Source organism: Anabaena azotica FACHB-119 (assembly GCF_014697625.1).
In the GTDB taxonomy this organism is placed as follows: Bacteria; Cyanobacteriota; Cyanobacteriia; order Cyanobacteriales; family Nostocaceae; genus Trichormus; species Trichormus azoticus_A.
Genome location: NZ_JACJSG010000029.1, coordinates 1 through 12,886, shown reverse-complemented (window position 1 = coordinate 12,886; position 12,886 = coordinate 1). Strand labels below are relative to the sequence as shown.

The window sequence follows — 12,886 nt, the reverse complement described above, 5'->3', positions numbered from 1 at the left end:
TTTTTTATTTTTATCTATGCAATATGATATCGCCTCTATTATTCAAGGCTATGCACAAGGCTATTTTCTCATGGCAGACGACAGCGATCGCCTGGGATGGTATGGTAGCCGCGATCGCACTTTGATACCCTTAGATGAGCGATTTCGCTATCCTAAATCGTTACAACGGGTTTTGAATCAAGAAAGGTTTTCCGTGGCGGTTAACCGAGATTTTGCGGCTGTTGTGGCTGGTTGTGCTAACCGGGATACTACTTGGATTTCTCAGGAATTACAAGAGATTTACTGGCTACTTTACCAAACAGGTTACGCCTACAGTTTTGAAACTTGGCAAGGTGATGAGTTAGCAGGCGGTATTTTAGGAATTGTCATCGGTGGTGCTTTTATCGGCGAATCGATGTTTTATCGCATTCCTGACGGTTCTAAGGTAGCGATGGTTAAATTAGTTGAAAGATTACGTCAAAGGCGGTTTGTTATGTTCGATGCACAAATGATGAACCCCCATTTAGAAAGATTTGGCGCTTATCGCATTCAGGATCAGGAATATAAAACTCTGCTGGAAAAAGCACTATTAACTTCTTGCACTCTAATTTAACAGTTATGGCAGGGGACAGGTGACAGGTGACAGGTGACAGAACAGGGATAGGGAATAGGTAATTGCTTTCTACCACTCCCCATTACCAATTACCAATTACCCATTACCAACCTCCAAGATATGATAAGTCTTTAAGCGCAAATAATTTCCCGTGCAAATTACTACCTCTTTCTGTGTAATTTTTTCTACCCTTTTAGGTGGATGAATGACTCTGTAAGGTTAAGTAGAAATTAGTTATAAATTTCATGGAGGTCAAGGAAATGGCTACAAGTAACGGAAATTCTCAACAACCTATCAGCAACTTAGAGTATGATTTTATTACCGTTTTACAAAGTAAAGCGGAAGCAGTTAGAGCTTATGACAAATACATCGAAGATGCACAAGCTGCTAACTCTAAGCCTTGTGTAGATTTATTCCAAAAATTGCGCCAGTCTGATATTGAGCAAGCACAAGAAATTCGTCATCATCTACAAGAAGTAATGCAGAAAGGCTCAATGTAATAATTAAAGGCAATAATATTACCACACAGTACCAGTCATCGTATTCAGACAGATTCCGGTTCAAATACATCATTGATTCGGTAAAAAAGCGATGATACAAAGCTTCTACTTTGCTGAATTTCAATTTCAGCAAAGTAGATAATCCTCTTGGTTGCACCCTCTGGAGGTAAAAAGACCCCATCAATGCGAAAGGAGGTTTCTTTCACCTCAACCGATTTAAATCGATAATTCTGCGCCTGTTCGGGGCGGTTATCAACGAGTTCAAAAATTAATGCAGGAAAGCGTTTAAATATTTGGTAATAGATGGAGTCGCGTTTCACTAAAATATTGCCAAAGATTAATTACTGACTCAGTATTTTATCATTGAAGTAACACAGTAATATATCTAATTTTGCGTAGCAGATAGTTAAATACTATTATTTATGAATCCAAAATAATCGAATTGGATCTCCGTCAAAATAATCTACTCTAATAAATTCAGAAGAATATTTGCTACTCATTTCAGATAAACACATATCTTGCACCTAGCCCTAGCGAATTGAATTCGCGGCTATACAAACCAAGTCCACCTACGCGGACTAACGTAAAATCAAGGGTTTGGAACCTGCGTAAGCAGGTTTTGTCTGTGTAGCCAAGCCACTGCGTTGGAAAGACAGCGCTGTGCGGAGGTTCCCTCCGTTGAAGCGACTGTCATCGGCTTTGCCGACTCCCTCAGTGGCGCGTGACTTCAGTCGCTTGGTGCAAGATGTGAATTTTCTAGATCCCGTGAAAAGTCATAATAAGTTGTATTCAGACATAATACTTCGTACATGAGTACGAAGTATTGCAATACGCCCCTACTCCCCACTCCCACCCCAAGATCGCCCATTGTCTGCAAATTTGTCAAACCCAGTTACCACAAACATTTGCCCTTGGCGGATGAGTCTACTGCACTGGCAAACAATTTCTAATAGTTTAAGAAAATTTACGTAAACGTATAGTTTGTATTTTCATTCATCTTCTGATAAATTAAAACCTATTAAGCTTAAAAATATACATTTCAAGCGACTTCCAATCTTTGCAAAGATCAAGAAATGCGCTTTTAGGTAGCGACTGTACTTACTGATGCAACAAAACTTCGCATTGGCATAATGTCTTGTGGCGTATATTGTTGTACTGAGTTGTCGTTTACGTGCCTATACATTGGAACAAGAAAAACCATGAACTTATTACGCAAACCTTCTCAAACAAGAAATGGTAACAGTGGTTTTGATTTGAATCTGGTCGGCTTTATATAGCTGGCTAGATCCAACTTCTGGACAATGCGACATAGCTTTTAGCATAAGAATACTTTATGCCAAGTATTTAGTCAGCAGTTTCTTAGCGAAACACAACCAGAAGTTTTTCCCATTACTTTGCTCAAGTTGAGCCATTTTGTAACAAAGGTGAATATATGGCAGAACTGAATTTCACGATCTACCCACAAAAAAATACTAACTGGTGCTGGGCTGCCTGCTCATATAGTGTTGCCAAGTTTTATGACCCAGCAACTGCTTGGACTCAAGCCACAATTGTCAATGCTGAATTAGGGCGCACAGATTGCGAAGTTAATGGTTCCTCTGCTGCTTGTAATAAACCCTGGTACTTAGACAAAGCACTTACAAGAGTCGGGTACTTCTATAAGTTTTACAGTGGTGTACCTAGTCTGGCAAGTGTCGAAGCAGAACTCGCTAATAACACTCCTATGGGTGCGCGGATTGGTTGGAACGGTGGTGGCGGTCACTTCGTGGTGATCTCAGGTGCAACTACCTCTACTGGGTACGTTACAATTCAAGACCCTTGGGGCGGTGTTACCAAGAATATAAAATACGACACGTTCTGCAAGTCATACGAGAATAGTGGTCAGCTGACGCACAGATACGAGACTAAATTATAAACTTGGTCATACAAATTAGGAGAGCAGCTCATGGGAATTAAAAAGAAAAATCCACCAGCTAAATCGGAACAAGCCTTAGTCGAAGGACTCAACAATCTACCTCCTGGACTAGCACGTTCCAAAAAAGGTCGTTTTTTTGCTGAAAGCGCCACTCAGTTTAAACCAGGTTCACCTAACGTAGTACAACACCCTGTTTATACTGTGAGTTTGCAAGAATTAGCAGAGAGCGGTTTAGCCAATGCTAAACAAATTAGTTGGCGCTATGTGTATCCTAAACGCAACAAAAATGACGATGAATTTGCAGTGGAAGTTGCGACCGATGAGACTGGACAAAACCATGCTTTCTTGAATACCGAAGAAGGGGATTTTGTACCAGGGACAATGTCAGCTATCAAAAAAGCTGAACGCCTAGAGCGATCGCAAAAACACGATTACGAATTGCGGGTGTTAAAAATTCCTAGTATCTATCTGTTTGCTTTGTGGCTCAAAGATGAACAAGGCAGTAATGACATCTTTGTCCCACTCGCGGAGGCCAGCCCACAACTAGCAGCTAAAGAAGAGTACTCTAAGGAAGAGTTTGAGAGAATCTTGCGCCAAGATGCTCAACAGCAATTGCAAGCACATGAGCAATTACAATTCCCGGAAGAAAATGAAGGTAGTACACCACCTACACCATAGAGTACTGATACTCGTTAATGAACTTTGAGCTACTATGGTGCGATTCTCTCATTCCACATTTAGCTAAATTATTTCCATAGTAACACAAAGTCCAAATTGAGAGTTAGTCCCGCGCCGCAGGTTTGCCTGCGGCGTGATATTGTTGTCGATGAGCCGTCTAACCGCGATCGAAAATCCGCACCGCAAATTATACCCAAGTGATTTATTTGTTTACAAATCAGGTCTAATTGACAAAATAACAGGCTGAAAAACTCATTATTTCGTGGGGTGGGGAGTGCAGGGAGCCACCTGCTTATTGAGAAGGTGCAAGATATCAGTTAAGAAGTCGGGGATCTGAAGATCACTAATTCTCACAAATCAAATAGGATTGCTATATAAAATCTATATTTTTCTGTAACCTGTGACCTGTAACCTATCACCTAACATGAGTTTTGATAATGGGTAAAGATTGTCCTTGAGTAGGTTGTGCCGAAAATTCGCAAATTGACTCAAAGGGGCAGAAGCGACAGTGATAACCAGGATTTGGGGGAAATATTTTACTAAAATCTCTAGCAGCATCTTGATATTGTTGTACGTCTTCGTAGTGCTTTTTGGCAATATTTATTAGCTCAAGCTTTAATTCTTCTAATTCATGCTTTTTGAGACTAATTAACTCTGATTCTTGACAGAGTTCTAAATTATAAAATGAGGCGACGGCTTCTTTACCTGGGTAAAGATAATGAGCGGCTAGTAAGTAAACTAAGGCTTGTCTTTTATCAAAAGCAGCTTTACCTGTTTTAAAATCTAATATATGTAAGGTGTGGCGGTCATCGGACTCAATGAAAACACAGTCCATCGCCGCATACAAGCGAAAACGGTCGTCTTTCTGTTCAATTAAAATCGGTTTGGGGAAGCCTTCATCGCCACGAGTTAATTGCAGTATTTTTTTGCCCAATAATAAAGGGGCGTTGTAATATTTCTTAAGAATTTGTAGCACTCTTTGTTGAATTTGCATCGTAGCGTTACTTAATTTCAACAACCGCGCTACCTGCTCAACTCCATCTGAGCGTGTTAACAGATGTCGATTATGATGAAACTCATAAACACCTTTTTGCGCGAGGATGCCAATTCGCTGCGGTGCGGTAGCATTCGCTAGTAGTGCTTTGACTTGTGGTTCGTTTTGACGCGCCTTGATAAACCCCCGTCTCATCTGGCAATGCCAACGTTCTTGCCCTGTGGCTGGGGCAACTAAAGACCAGAGGTGATAACTAACAAACAGTCGTTCGGGGGTTGACATTGGTCAAGAGCAGTGAGAAAAAATACGGTGGAGGATGCTTGCGACTAAGCACGCTTTGCGGGAAGCTTCCTATAGTGTTCAAATAGATGGGAGTAAGTGGCAGCCATGAGTGCTAGTAGTAATTCCGGCAAGATAAAGTTTGGTACTGATGGATGGCGAGGTATTATTGCCGATGACTTCACTTTTCCCAATGTGCGGAAAGTGACAAGGGCGATCGCAAGTTATCTGGAAACAGCCTACTCAAAAGATAGACCTGTTCTCATTGCCTACGATACGCGGTTTTTAGCTGATCAGTTTGCTCAAACAGCAGCTCAAGTCTTGGCTGACTTGGGCTGGAATGTGAAAATTACTGATCGGGATTGCCCCACACCAGTAATTGCTTATAATGCCCGTCACCTCAATTCGGCAGGGGCATTGATGTTTACGGCTAGTCATAATCCAGCACCATACTGTGGAATTAAATATATCCCTGATTATGCTGGGCCTGCCACTCCAGAGATTACTGATACTATTGTGGCAAATATCGAAAGTGCATCGGATGAGTTGCCATCTGGCAAGCCATCAGGTTCGATTTCTACTTTCGATCCCAAACCGGACTATCTCCAGTTTATTTACACATTGCTGGATGTGGAAAAAATTAAAAGCGCCCAACTTAAAGTCAAGTATGATGCGTTATATTCTACATCCCGTGGCTATTTAGATGAAGTTTTGCAACATAGTGGTACACAATTAGAAAGTTTCCACACTTGGCGCGATGTTCTCTTCGGGGGAGGAATGCCTGAACCCAAGGGGGAACAGTTGGTTGAATTGGTCGAAGCTGTCCGCAACGACCATGCAGATTTAGGGCTGGCGACCGATGGCGATAGCGATCGCTTTGGGATTGTGGATGAGTTGGGTAATGTCCTCACACCCAATACTGTGCTGTTAGTCCTGGCGCGTCATTTGATTAAAAATAAGGGCAAGAGTGGCGCTATCGTCCGCACAGTAGCTACAACTCACTTACTAGATAACTTTGCCGCTAAATACGGTTTGACGATTTACGAAACCCCTGTAGGCTTTAAATACATTGGGGAAAAGATGCGGGAAACTACCGTGCTGATTGGAGGTGAAGAATCAGGCGGTTTAAGTATTATTGGTCATATTCCCGAAAAAGATGGCGTTTTAGCTGATATGCTGATTGCTGAGGCGATCGCCTACGAAGGTAAGCCCCTGAGTCAATTGGTGAAGGAAGCGATCGCGGAAGCTGATGGTCCCTTGTATAACAATCGTCTAGACTTACACTTGACAGAAGCACACAAAAATGCTGTGATTGATTCCTTTACCAAAAATCCTCCTTCCGAGGTAGCAGGAATTAAGGTGAAGGAAGTCGGGCGTAAGGACGGAATTAAGCTGTATTTAGAAGAGGGTAGCTGGGTGTTGCTGCGTCCTTCTGGTACTGAACCATTGGTACGGGTTTACCTAGAGACTAACTCACCTGAGAAATTAACTCAGTTGGCGCAAGAGTTGGAAAGTGCGATCGCTAAGTTAGCTTAATCCGACAGAAGCCCCACGTCTCACCCGATAGGGGAGCGTGGGATGAATGGCTTTCTCGACGACGAGTTGACCTCCGACCGCTATCAACCGCTAGCTTGATCAGGGAGTGGGGTCGCTTAGGAGTCGCCAGTTTTTTGATTTGGCAACCTATCGATCCAGTCCTCAATAAGTTGCGTGACTGTTTTTTCTCTGTCCTGTGCATAAGCCTTGAGCTTGTCGTGCCGCCTAGAAGATATACGAATATGTCAGTCTTTTTTCTCCATGAATATGTACATAAGATGAACATATTTATGGTAATATGTAAATGGTCATTGACCCACCCACACGGCTGTAAACAACACGAAGTAGCGGTACGACGCTTGCGGAGGTAACGAGCGTGAGCAAGGGGGAAGAGAATTTACCACTGGGACGCACCCGTCACACTCCATGTAAATTCTCGGATTAACAATTAAACTGCCTGCGGGAGGCGGGCGGCTGCCTGGGTTCTGGCGCTTACCAGATAAAGGGGGTTTCCCCCAGAGATGCTATGTAAGACTCGGAGCGTTTTTGGTAACGCACATTGTTTTTACAATGTTCCTAACAGAGCAATGGCAAGTGAGACAGGAAGCCTACACTGTATACGTTCGCGGAGCGTTCCGCAGGAAAGTATCAGTGTAGGTACTTCACGATAAAAATCTCAGCCACAGATGAACGCCTGTGTTCATCTGTGTGTATTTGTGGTTAGTTGTATATGAAAACTTTTGCTCCTTTGATCACATCTGTAATTGTGGCTGTTTGGGTGGCGGCGATCGCAATTATTTCCGTCCAAAATGCTACGCCTGTATCTTTAAAATTCTTAACATTTCAATCGGTGCAAATACCAGTGGGTTTGGTGCTGGCTTTCAGCGCTGGTATTGGGTTAATTGCTATGGCTGTGTTGCAACCGCTTTGGGGTGTGGCTGGTTCTAGGGGTCGTTCTCGGTTGGAAGATGATGCTGAGTTTTTTGTGGATGATGAGGAGTTCTAGAGAGGGGTTTTTTAAACGCGGAGGGGCGCGGAGTGTTTTTAGAGGTATTGGAGGTAGTTTGGCTTTAGTCTGGATAGCGTTTTGAGGCGTGAAGAACTCGAAGAATTTCTACAGACTCCTCTTTTACGCGGTAGATAATAATGTATGGGGTGTTAGCAATGACGAGTTCTCTTGTACCTTCTACACGTCCAACTCGCCCCATGAAAGGATAATTCTCAAGTTGACTAACAGCAGTTTGAATCTTTAATATTAATTCTCCTGCTGCATCTGGGTTGTCTTTGAGGATGTAGCTGTGGGCTTGTTCTAAATTACGCAGCGCACGACGTAGCCATTTAATCTGCATTAGTCAGCCTAGCAAAAGTCGCGTTTACTTCCTCATCACTGGCGAAGTCGCCTGCGTCTGCTTCTGCAATCCCTTTTTGAATTTCTTCAATTTGCCATTGGTGCATTTCTAGATAAGCGTCTATGGCTTCATTGAGTACGTAACTGCGATCGCGGTTTACACCCTTCGCAATGGCTTCAAGCGCAGCTTTTTTCTCAGTATCTATCCGAAAGGTAATATTTTCTTTGCTCATAGTTTTACTAGATTGTTTTGCATATTATTATCTTGCAATATTTTGCCTTGCATTGCAACACACTAGTAATATTATGTGAAGAAAAATAAGCAATGGAAATCGATAATATCAATACCTCAATAACTGATTGGGATAGAATTGATGCTATGACCGATGAAGAAATCGACACTTCAGATATTCCACCCTTATCAGAGGATTTCTTTACGAAAGCCCAATTGCGGATGCCCAAGTCATCTGTAAAAATTACAGTTGAAATAGACCCAGAAACTTTTGCTTGGTTTCAAGCACAGGGAGATAATTATGAACAGCAGATGGCTGTGGCGTTAAAAATTTATGCAGAAGCACACAAAGCTTATTCAAAATCTGAAGAGAAGTCTGCTTAATACTCTATGAGAAAATAAGAAATTGTAGAGATAAGATTAATTTTACCTCTACAAAAGCTATATCAATATATTCACAAAATCAAAATGTCCATTCATGATTGGGGTCGTTAAGTCCTGCACGGACAGAATTTAAATTAGCTAAGTCCTTGAATGGGCTGGATTTAGCTATTTCTGTCATGGAGTTTAAAGCAAGGGCTAATTGTTCGTTATTACCAGATGCGATCGCACTATCAACCACCGCAAATAAAGAGCGATCGCAATTAATATATTCTGCTTAAATAGCCCTGGGGTTAGGGAGGATTATTAGACTTTAAAAATACGCCTTAGCCCCTAACCCCTATGTCCAAAAAAAATTAATAACTAAATCGTCAATACACGCTTTTTCAATTGTAATTCCACGCGATCGCCTGGATGCGGATCTAATACCTGTGTAGGCAAGTTATGTTTTTCTAGTAGCAGCCGGAAGTCTGCAATGCTGCCCTTGAATGTGATTATTTTGCTTAATAAGCCTTCATAGGTTGTTTCTTTGGCATTAGCTGTAGAAAGCATAACTTGTGGTTGCAACCATTGGGCTACTTCTAAGGCGCTGTTGCCACCCTTAATAAAGCTCCCAACAAGGGGTAGTACCGCATCAATAATAGGCGTAATGACTACATCAACTGGTGCTACTTGTTTTAACTGTGGAGAATGATTTCCGTGGGGTTCGTAGTAGAGGGTTAAGCCAGTTGCTAATTCTTTAATAAAATAACTATTCTCGACCAAAGTAGGGCCGACTAAAGAACCAGGAAAGGCTTTAATTTCTATCAAATTATTGAAAGTAAAACTTTCACCATGAGCCAAACTGGTAACAGAGGTGAAACCTAAACCTTGCACAACTTTTGCCGCATTGGGAGAAGCTACCACTGGAATATTCCGGTTAAGTTGCTTTAGTGTTGGTAGGTGAGCATGGTCTTCCAAACCTTGAGATAAGAGAATTAGGTCAATATTCTCTGGTATGGGGCGTTGTTGAGAACGGGAGCCTTTAAAGAACCAATCTAAATTTCCAAAGGTCAACACGTCAACCAGCCAAGGATCTATCAGTATTCGCTGTTCGCCTAATTCTAGCAGCCAGCTGTTGTTGTCAAACCAAGTTAAGTACATAGCCACAGGATAATAACGCTGATTTCATTGTGGCATTAGTGCGATCGCCTACTAGTGGCGTGGCAAGCCTAAACTTGTGCATAGCGCGAAAAATCTATCATCTTGTTCATCTGCGTTCATCTGCGTTCATCTGCGTTCAAATTTATCCAAACCTATTGCCACATTTTAGCCTTGCCAGTCCATTACACCAATTCCAAAAATCTCGGTAACACATCCATTATCTGTATGGGCGCACAGATGTGCATTAGTGTCAACTTAAGGAAAAATAAACAAGTAGAGGTAAAGTAGGGGAGTAAAGACAACAAAATAAGGAGTTGTCAAAATGGCTACTCCCCGGAAGAGAGGCTCGTAGTTAATCCGGTAAGCGTAAAAGCTGACAAAGCTAAAAGTAATAGCCAAAGTAATTAGGACTTACGCATAAAAACGAAAAATCAAGGGTTTGGGCAAGGGTGTAGGGGTATAGGGGTGTAAATCATTAAAACCCTTACACCCTTACACCCTTACCCCCCTACACCCAGTCTCAACAGATAACCTTGGTGCGTAAGTCCTGGTAATATTTGTCTATGAAACTAGTAACTATAAGTCAGAAGAAATTGTTAAATAAAAAGACGTAAATAATATTACGTCTTTTTATTTAAATACATTTGATATTTTATGGGTCTGTTTTTTTCGGTTTGCCATTATCTAATGGTCTTTTTCTATTTGGATTAACTGATTTGAGATTTTTATTAGATGGTTGGTTGGAATTAGGTTGTTGACTAGTCATAGGATAAAATTTGGTAATTGATGATAATTGTAACTACATCCAGCATATTACCGTTTCCCGAAATCAGTCAATAAATTTACTTAGAAAATAAAATAGAGACGTGATAAAATTTACGTCTCTACTGCAAAGGAAACCCATTATTTGTAGTTGTTTTCAGCAGTTATCAATGGAGAATATAATTTTTTCCTGTTTTGATTTAATTTTGATAGATGGTTGTGTCACTGATGGAGTGGTTGACAAGCATCTGTTTTAGACTTACAGGAAAATACTAATTTTTGATTAACTTATATACTCAACTACAACAGTGTTATTAGGGATTCCAGAAAAAATATTCTGGTGGTTGTGATTATTTTGCAAGGAGGGTTAAAACCGAATGGCACGCTTGTTAAGCGCAAATCCTTAAGTTATAAGGCTTTTAGGGTGTAAGGGTGTAAGGGTGTAGGGGTTGCACGGTCAAGAACTAATAATTAAATCAAAATGCCTAAAAAATACTGTTCTTCTTCTAACCCCTACACCCCTACACCCCTATACCCCTACACCCAGTCACAGTGAGAGTTTCACGTTATCTTAGTGCCATTCGGTTAAAACCCTCTCTACGAGACGCTACGCGAACACTACAAACTAGGCGAAGGAGGAAAAATCTAAGTTAGGTGGTATGTCTTGTATACGTCCAGGGCCGATCGCCTGCAATGCCTCTCTTAAGTTAATATCCCCAGTATACAAAGCACGTCCCACAATCACACCTGTGACACCTTGGGGCGACAATGCTAACAAACTTAACAAATCGGTAACGGAACTTACCCCACCAGATGCAATTACGGGGATGGTAATGGCGGCGGCTAGTTCTCGTAATGCGTCTAAATTTGGGCCTTGTAGTGTTCCGTCACGGTGGATATCTGTATAAATAATTGCGGCTGCACCTAGTTCTTGCATTTGTACAGCTAATTGGGTTGCTAAAACTTCTGAGGTTTCCAACCAACCGCGAGTAGCTACTAGTCCGTTACGGGCATCAATACCAATGATAATTTGTTCGGGGTATTGTTGGCAGAGTTCTTGTACAAGCTGGGGTTGTTCTACGGCGACGGTTCCGAGAATTGCCCAGCGTACACCTAAATTAAACACCTGTTCGACGCTAGAGCGATCGCGCAATCCGCCGCCTATCTCAATGGGTACAGAAATTGCTTGAGCGATCGCTTCAATTGCTGCTAGGTTTACTACTTTACCAGCTTTTGCACCATCTAAATCGACGATGTGCAATCTGGTTGCACCTTGATCCACCCACTGTTTAGCGACATCAACCGGATTTTCACTAAAAACTTGTGAGCGATCGTAGTCTCCTTGATAGAGTCGCACACAACGACCCTCAAGTAAATCAATTGCGGGAATTACGTCCATTTAAATTACCCTGTATTTAATCAAAAAGTGAGGAGTGGGAGGAGATGAGGGAGATGAGGGAGTAGGGGGAGAAAAGCTTGTAAACTTAGCACTTAGCATTCATAACTCAGCACTGATGTTTAGCTTTTCGCTTTTAATTGTCTGACGGCTTGCGCGAAACCCACCACAACTAGAATGTTAGAAAGCGTCAAAAAAACTTCAGCACCACCATGTAACCAATCTATATTGGCTAATTGTTCACCATAATGGACTTTGGCATAAATCCCGGCGGGAATAGTCACGCCTACAAAAACGAGAGTACCGTAAAATCCATACAGTGATAAACGTGGCATTAGTTTACTGCGGCTGATAAACCACAAGAAACCCAAATAGGGAAATAGGGAAAGGGCGAATAGGGTTTCTTTAGACATAATCTTATTTTAGTAATGGGTACTGGGTATTGGGGACTGGGGACTGGGTATGTCAGTCAACAGTTAACATAACCTGATAACTGATAACTGATAACTGTTAACTGTTAACTGATTAACCCTCTATTTTCGCCGATCGCCAAATCCACACGGCTGCTGCCCAAAGGGTAAAATTACCAACTAGAGTCATGGTAGCTTGCAGTGTGACTAACCATTCTAGAGATTCGGAATTGTCGTAATAATGCCATGTACAAGCACACATGGCACTCACTAATGCTGGTAACATTGCTAGAGACAATCCCCACCAACTACGGTTAGCAGTGAGTTCGCCGTAAGTCCAAATTAACCAGATAGCGGCTATCCACTCTATAACGCTAGAAACATGAATAATCCAAGTGGGAATTGATAAAGCGTGCATAATTAGTTATTGGTCATTGGTCATTAGTCATTGGTCATTGGTCATTAGACTTCTTGCATAAATCTTTTTCTGTCTCACGCATTCGCCGCTAGGCGTTCCCGCAGGGTAGGCGCATTCGCCGTAAGGCGTTCCCGCAGGGTAGACGCAAAGAAAAGAACGCTAAGAACGACTTTTGCAAGAGGTCTACTGTTGACATACTCACCGACGTTGAACGTCGGTGATTCTTGACAGTTCACAGCAACTAGCAACCGTTGTAGTCTTATGGTCGCTCCCTGTCCGTTTAAGGTCGTGCTGATGCCCCA

The 12,886-nt window shown here is 42.0% G+C and carries 16 protein-coding genes and 1 pseudogene; 8 read left to right on the top strand and 9 right to left on the bottom strand.

The genetic code is table 11. The annotated features are described in order from the left end of the window. Positions 1–16 precede the first annotated feature (16 nt). Both aat and H6G83_RS20305 read left to right on the top strand, forming a co-directional pair. Positions 17–592 carry a leucyl/phenylalanyl-tRNA--protein transferase gene (aat, locus tag H6G83_RS20310; protein ID WP_190475627.1) on the top strand — a complete coding sequence of 192 codons (576 nt, stop codon included), beginning with the start codon at positions 17–19 and terminating at the stop codon, positions 590–592. A 260-nt stretch (positions 593–852) separates the two neighbouring features. Next, the gene (locus tag H6G83_RS20305; RefSeq protein ID WP_190475625.1) at positions 853–1,092 is read left to right on the top strand and encodes a hypothetical protein; all 240 of its coding nucleotides are present in this window, start codon (positions 853–855) and stop codon (positions 1,090–1,092) included. Between the two features lie 16 nt (positions 1,093–1,108). Here the strand turns inward: H6G83_RS20305 and H6G83_RS20300 are convergent. Further along, positions 1,109–1,412: pseudogene (locus H6G83_RS20300) on the bottom strand (DUF2887 domain-containing protein); the annotation flags it as partial. A gap of 1,112 nt (positions 1,413–2,524) precedes the next feature. On the opposite strand from H6G83_RS20300, the gene H6G83_RS20295 reads away from it, so the two are divergent. Next, entirely contained in the window at positions 2,525–3,007 is a 483-nt protein-coding gene (locus H6G83_RS20295; RefSeq protein WP_190475624.1) for a papain-like cysteine protease family protein, read from the top strand. A 30-nt stretch (positions 3,008–3,037) separates the two neighbouring features. Beyond that, the gene (locus H6G83_RS20290; RefSeq protein WP_190475622.1) at positions 3,038–3,685 is read left to right on the top strand and encodes a hypothetical protein; all 648 of its coding nucleotides are present in this window, start codon (positions 3,038–3,040) and stop codon (positions 3,683–3,685) included. Positions 3,686–4,100: 415 nt separating this feature from the next. Here H6G83_RS20290 and H6G83_RS20285 read toward each other — a convergent pair whose 3' ends face one another. Then, on the bottom strand, positions 4,101–4,961 hold the full coding sequence (locus H6G83_RS20285; protein WP_190475620.1) for a PD-(D/E)XK nuclease family protein: 861 nt from the start codon (positions 4,959–4,961) through the stop codon (positions 4,101–4,103). A 105-nt stretch (positions 4,962–5,066) separates the two neighbouring features. Between H6G83_RS20285 and H6G83_RS20280 the strand changes: the two genes are divergently transcribed. Both H6G83_RS20280 and H6G83_RS20275 read left to right on the top strand, forming a co-directional pair. Continuing rightward, on the top strand, positions 5,067–6,494 hold the full coding sequence (locus H6G83_RS20280) for a phosphoglucomutase/phosphomannomutase family protein (RefSeq protein ID WP_190475618.1): 1,428 nt from the start codon (positions 5,067–5,069) through the stop codon (positions 6,492–6,494). A gap of 730 nt (positions 6,495–7,224) precedes the next feature. After that, a complete protein-coding gene (locus H6G83_RS20275) occupies positions 7,225–7,500 on the top strand; it encodes a LapA family protein (protein WP_190475617.1) in 276 nt (91 codons plus the stop codon). A gap of 64 nt (positions 7,501–7,564) precedes the next feature. On the opposite strand, the gene H6G83_RS20270 is transcribed toward H6G83_RS20275, so the two are convergent. Then, a complete protein-coding gene (locus tag H6G83_RS20270) occupies positions 7,565–7,843 on the bottom strand; it encodes a type II toxin-antitoxin system RelE/ParE family toxin (protein WP_190475614.1) in 279 nt (92 codons plus the stop codon). Next, positions 7,833–8,075, bottom strand: coding sequence for a CopG family ribbon-helix-helix protein (locus H6G83_RS20265; protein WP_190475612.1), 243 nt, complete (start codon positions 8,073–8,075; stop codon positions 7,833–7,835). Before H6G83_RS20265 ends, H6G83_RS20270 begins: the two co-directional genes overlap by 11 nt. A 92-nt stretch (positions 8,076–8,167) precedes the next feature. On the opposite strand from H6G83_RS20265, the gene H6G83_RS20260 reads away from it, so the two are divergent. Then, positions 8,168–8,458, top strand: a complete 291-nt coding sequence (locus H6G83_RS20260) for a BrnA antitoxin family protein (RefSeq protein WP_242044713.1) — start codon at positions 8,168–8,170, stop codon at positions 8,456–8,458. 98 nt (positions 8,459–8,556) lie between these two features. After that, a complete protein-coding gene (locus H6G83_RS20255; RefSeq protein WP_190475609.1) occupies positions 8,557–8,736 on the top strand; it encodes a hypothetical protein in 180 nt (59 codons plus the stop codon). Positions 8,737–8,818: 82 nt separating this feature from the next. Here H6G83_RS20255 and H6G83_RS20250 read toward each other — a convergent pair whose 3' ends face one another. The 5 genes from H6G83_RS20250 to H6G83_RS20230 all read right to left on the bottom strand — a co-directional run. Next, positions 8,819–9,598 carry an MBL fold metallo-hydrolase gene (locus H6G83_RS20250; protein WP_190475796.1) on the bottom strand — a complete coding sequence of 260 codons (780 nt, stop codon included), beginning with the start codon at positions 9,596–9,598 and terminating at the stop codon, positions 8,819–8,821. 1,387 nt (positions 9,599–10,985) lie between these two features. Continuing rightward, on the bottom strand, positions 10,986–11,759 hold the full coding sequence (gene hisA, locus H6G83_RS20245; RefSeq protein WP_190475607.1) for a 1-(5-phosphoribosyl)-5-[(5-phosphoribosylamino)methylideneamino]imidazole-4-carboxamide isomerase: 774 nt from the start codon (positions 11,757–11,759) through the stop codon (positions 10,986–10,988). Between the two features lie 119 nt (positions 11,760–11,878). Then, positions 11,879–12,169, bottom strand: coding sequence for a DUF3593 domain-containing protein (locus H6G83_RS20240; protein ID WP_190475605.1), 291 nt, complete (start codon positions 12,167–12,169; stop codon positions 11,879–11,881). A gap of 112 nt (positions 12,170–12,281) precedes the next feature. Next, positions 12,282–12,584 (bottom strand): DUF2499 domain-containing protein, encoded by a 303-nt coding sequence (locus tag H6G83_RS20235; protein WP_190475603.1) that lies wholly within the window; start codon positions 12,582–12,584, stop codon positions 12,282–12,284. A gap of 74 nt (positions 12,585–12,658) precedes the next feature. After that, a partial coding sequence (locus H6G83_RS20230) for a hypothetical protein (RefSeq protein WP_190475601.1) occupies positions 12,659–12,886 on the bottom strand: 228 nt, incomplete at its 5' end.

Excerpts from the sequence above, each read along its gene's own strand:
- H6G83_RS20285 (WP_190475620.1), bottom strand. The coding sequence starts at position 4,961 with ATGTCAACCCCCGAACGACTGTTTGTTAGTTATCACCTCTGGTCTTTA.
- H6G83_RS20240 (WP_190475605.1), bottom strand. The coding sequence starts at position 12,169 with ATGTCTAAAGAAACCCTATTCGCCCTTTCCCTATTTCCCTATTTGGGT.
- H6G83_RS20305 (WP_190475625.1), top strand. The coding sequence starts at position 853 with ATGGCTACAAGTAACGGAAATTCTCAACAACCTATCAGCAACTTAGAG.
- H6G83_RS20250 (WP_190475796.1), bottom strand. The coding sequence starts at position 9,598 with ATGTACTTAACTTGGTTTGACAACAACAGCTGGCTGCTAGAATTAGGC.
- H6G83_RS20235 (WP_190475603.1), bottom strand. The coding sequence starts at position 12,584 with ATGCACGCTTTATCAATTCCCACTTGGATTATTCATGTTTCTAGCGTT.
- H6G83_RS20260 (WP_242044713.1), top strand. The coding sequence starts at position 8,168 with ATGGAAATCGATAATATCAATACCTCAATAACTGATTGGGATAGAATT.
- aat (WP_190475627.1), top strand. The coding sequence starts at position 17 with ATGCAATATGATATCGCCTCTATTATTCAAGGCTATGCACAAGGCTAT.
- H6G83_RS20270 (WP_190475614.1), bottom strand. The coding sequence starts at position 7,843 with ATGCAGATTAAATGGCTACGTCGTGCGCTGCGTAATTTAGAACAAGCC.
- H6G83_RS20275 (WP_190475617.1), top strand. The coding sequence starts at position 7,225 with ATGAAAACTTTTGCTCCTTTGATCACATCTGTAATTGTGGCTGTTTGG.
- H6G83_RS20265 (WP_190475612.1), bottom strand. The coding sequence starts at position 8,075 with ATGAGCAAAGAAAATATTACCTTTCGGATAGATACTGAGAAAAAAGCT.
- H6G83_RS20280 (WP_190475618.1), top strand. The coding sequence starts at position 5,067 with ATGAGTGCTAGTAGTAATTCCGGCAAGATAAAGTTTGGTACTGATGGA.
- hisA (WP_190475607.1), bottom strand. The coding sequence starts at position 11,759 with ATGGACGTAATTCCCGCAATTGATTTACTTGAGGGTCGTTGTGTGCGA.
- H6G83_RS20295 (WP_190475624.1), top strand. The coding sequence starts at position 2,525 with ATGGCAGAACTGAATTTCACGATCTACCCACAAAAAAATACTAACTGG.
- H6G83_RS20290 (WP_190475622.1), top strand. The coding sequence starts at position 3,038 with ATGGGAATTAAAAAGAAAAATCCACCAGCTAAATCGGAACAAGCCTTA.